2 protein-coding genes and 1 pseudogene are annotated in these 3268 nt (G+C 48.5%); all 3 read right to left on the bottom strand.

Going from position 1 to position 3268, the window contains the following annotated elements; all coding sequences use genetic code 11:
* Positions 1 to 375 precede the first annotated feature (375 nt).
* Positions 376 to 2133, bottom strand: a complete 1758-nt coding sequence (locus tag Q0294_RS05950) for a vWA domain-containing protein (RefSeq protein ID WP_299461904.1) — start codon at positions 2131 to 2133, stop codon at positions 376 to 378.
* A 95-nt stretch (positions 2134 to 2228) separates the two neighbouring features.
* Positions 2229 to 2801: a TadE family protein gene (locus Q0294_RS05945; RefSeq protein WP_299461902.1), complete on the bottom strand. Its 573-nt coding sequence runs from the start codon at positions 2799 to 2801 to the stop codon at positions 2229 to 2231.
* Between the two features lie 73 nt (positions 2802 to 2874).
* Positions 2875 to 3268, bottom strand: a pseudogene (locus tag Q0294_RS05940) (hypothetical protein); the annotation flags it as partial.

Here is a 3268-nt window from a genome sequence, read left to right as displayed (position 1 = left end):
TTACGGACTGTTTCCAGTCGCGAACTTAATATTCTCTAGTGCAATGATGTATCTACTTATTATGTGTAAAACGTAATTCTTCGTCGATGAAAATTTCCCCTTTTTCGCAAAATTTTTCAATATTTCTTTCACCCCGCTATAAGATAGCGAGGGCAGAACATCGTCCGCCTGGCCTGCCGGTTTTGATTTCCTCTGAATTAATACGGTTTCAGATCGGCTCTTTAAGCTTCATCGAACCAATCCGCATCCGCATTTAGCAACATTCCTTATAAATGCCTTCGCTAATGAAAAAAGAGGTGGCTGTTTCCAACCACCTCTCTCACTCAGGTAGAAAATCAACCCAAGCAGGCACGAATCATAACAAATTCGTCTCCCTTAAAAATCGCTTTCAGGATCAGCCAATAATTTGGCTGGTGGCACATTCGCGGCGATCTTGCCGAACGCCGTCAATAACTGCGACTGCATATCTGCAATCGTAGCGCCGCCGGGCGAGTCGATATAGATACCATTGCATGCTTTGGCAATTGCCTGCATCAAGGTTCGATCTGCGTCCGCACCTAAAGTCATGGTGTGCACGGTATAGCCCAGATTCGCTGCTTCCACAGCCTGCCAGAAGGCATACTGTTTGTAGGTATCATTGGTTGTATAGTCGGCATTCCCGTCATCGTCGAAGTCGGTCACGTCATCCCAGTTCCAGGTTCCCGGCATTGACCAGCCTGAGGGAGCACGGTTGGCGTTACCATCCGTCATCACGATGATCGTAGGCCGGGCGCCGGCACGACCATGAGACTCTAACAGTTCTTTTGCATCACGAATCCCATAACCCATGCCGGTATAGGGAGCATAATGAGAAGCCTGTTTGTGCCTCTGGATCGTATCAATATCGGTGTACCGGTTTGAGATCAACTCGTCTCCCAGGTTCACTGTTTCAGATACGCCGTCATCATTCAGAACCGATTCGACGCGTGAAGAGTCATCGTATGTGACGAGCCCGAGGTAATCGCCGAACTGTAATCCACCGAGGAACTCCGTGAATAACGTCACTCCCCCTTTCATCGCGTGGAACGGATAAATGGGAGCCCGCCACAAGTCTTCCGACTGATTATTTTTCTTACGTTGACCAATCAGATAGCCCATCAGAGTACGGTAACCGTATTTCTTACGGTAGCCATAGTTGTTGACGGTACTATTGGTCCGAACCCAATTGATGTAGTTTTTCCACAAACTTTTGTTCGTATAACCGGTCGGCTGACCATTCAAATTACCATAGTAATCCTTTCCTTCCTGTGGAAACGGATATTTCAGGTTCCCACTGGAATCGACTTCATCCAGCCCCAGGGCATAGAAGATCGTTTCGTTGTCATAGGAACTGTTATACGTTCCTTCAACCGAATTGATCAAACCATAACCGCCCGCCGGAAACTTCAGCTTGCCCGTATCTGAGTAGGTTGCGCCGGAGGCGACTAACGTGTTCCAGATATCATCCAGATTCTCTTCGACCGGTATTTTTCCTAAACGATTGGAAGACATCGCACTAAATTCACTGTCGTAACTCATTGAGCCTGAATAGTCGAGTACGATCACAATATCGCGTGCTTCAATGAAGGCGATTGCCGATGTCGTGACGGCAGCAGTTTTCTCGTTCATGAACCCGGCGAAAAACAACTTTAATTTGGAGTCAGGTTGTCCTTCCGTTGAATTATCCTTTCGCGCGATGACTTTGACAACGTTATAAGGTTTTGCAGCCTCGCCCCATTCCATGTGAAAGGTTCCCGAGCTGTCCTGATAACGTTTACCGAATTTGACATCCGTTTCCGGATCAATGTAAACGCCATTCAACCGCGCCACTTTTTCAGCCACCGCTTTGGCGGCTTCAACGGCGATGGAGTTCGCATCCTGCACTGCAGCCCCCACATTTTGCGATCCCTGAATGTTGTCAGCCGTTGTCTGTACTGAGTCGGTAATCTGCTGTGCCGCTGCCAGTGCAGCAGCCTCAACGGCATTTCGCATTCTGGTTTTGGTCATTGTGATCACAGCGATATCAATGCCAAATGCCAGGAATCCCATTGTCGCAATCAGAAACGGAACCGCCATCACCATGAACGCGCCGCGGCGACTGTGATCGCCCGACATGTTCCTTTTCTCAATCTTTGTACTTTGCACCTGTTTCATCTTTCCCCCTCATGCTCCCCTGAAGACAGAGTCTGATACTCTTAAAACGTGTTTGCTTAGTTGACGATCTTTGTCGTGCCATTATTCATAATCAAATCCCAGACAGGATCACCGGTCATTGGTTTGGCCATTGATCCTTCCAGATTCATGATGTCAGTCAGTGTCGAATTCGATGCCCCTTCGGGGATCTCAATGCCGAGTCGAAATAACCGATTCCGATTCGCAGGATCGCTCAAGTCAAAGTTTGTACCGGCGCTGGGTGGATTCGGCATTGGATCCAGTGGATTCCCGGATCCGTCATCAGCATGAGTAATGGTAACTGTCAGATTTGTTTCATCATTTTCAATCCCGGAAGCACGCAGAAAATTGCGGACATCAAGAATCACTTTGTCGTTTAACGTCATCCCGGCAGGCAATTGCAGTCCGGCATCCATCGAAGCCAATCGCCCCGACTGCGCCAAAGCCGCATCCATGACGGTTGAAGTGTGGACGGCACGGCGGACCGCAACCATCCCCAGAATCAACGCCAGAAAGACCGGGGCAATTAATGCAAACTCGACCGCGGCGACACCCCGACGGTTTTGAAATGCGATTCCTGATTTTGTTTTTTTCACTTGATTGACACGCATACGCTAACTCCTGCAAACGGTGGCTTACCTGAATCGGTCTATTTAATATTTCTGGAACGGCAGTTCCAGTGATTTATTCGTGACGCCTGACACTATGACCGGATAATATCAGAGAATCCTCTTTTGCTGCCGCTTCCGCAGCCTGCACAGGGTCAACAAAAAACGAACTCAATAGCCGAACATCTTTGTAAGGAACTTCCACGCGAACGAGAAACAACTGCGCTTTATCCGCATTTGCTAATTCAATATCGGGCAGGGCAGAGTAATTGATCTGTGAAACATCGGCCCCTGGTGTGTCGAACGTGCTGGCATTTTTCACCATGATCGTTGCCAGATTGGAATCGAAAACCTTATCCAGCAGTTGTTTGACTTTCGTCTCGACCTGAGCTGTGGTGACTTGCTCACAACGCCCTAATTTTGCCCCTTCCTGAGTCGCTTCCTGAATAATGTTCGTCACCATGTAGGCA

The sequence above is a fragment of the uncultured Gimesia sp. genome (genome assembly GCF_937919775.1).
Taxonomy (GTDB): Bacteria; Planctomycetota; Planctomycetia; order Planctomycetales; family Planctomycetaceae; genus Gimesia.
The sequence above is the reverse complement of the archived record's forward strand: the minus strand, read 5'-3'. Positions and strand labels throughout refer to the sequence as shown.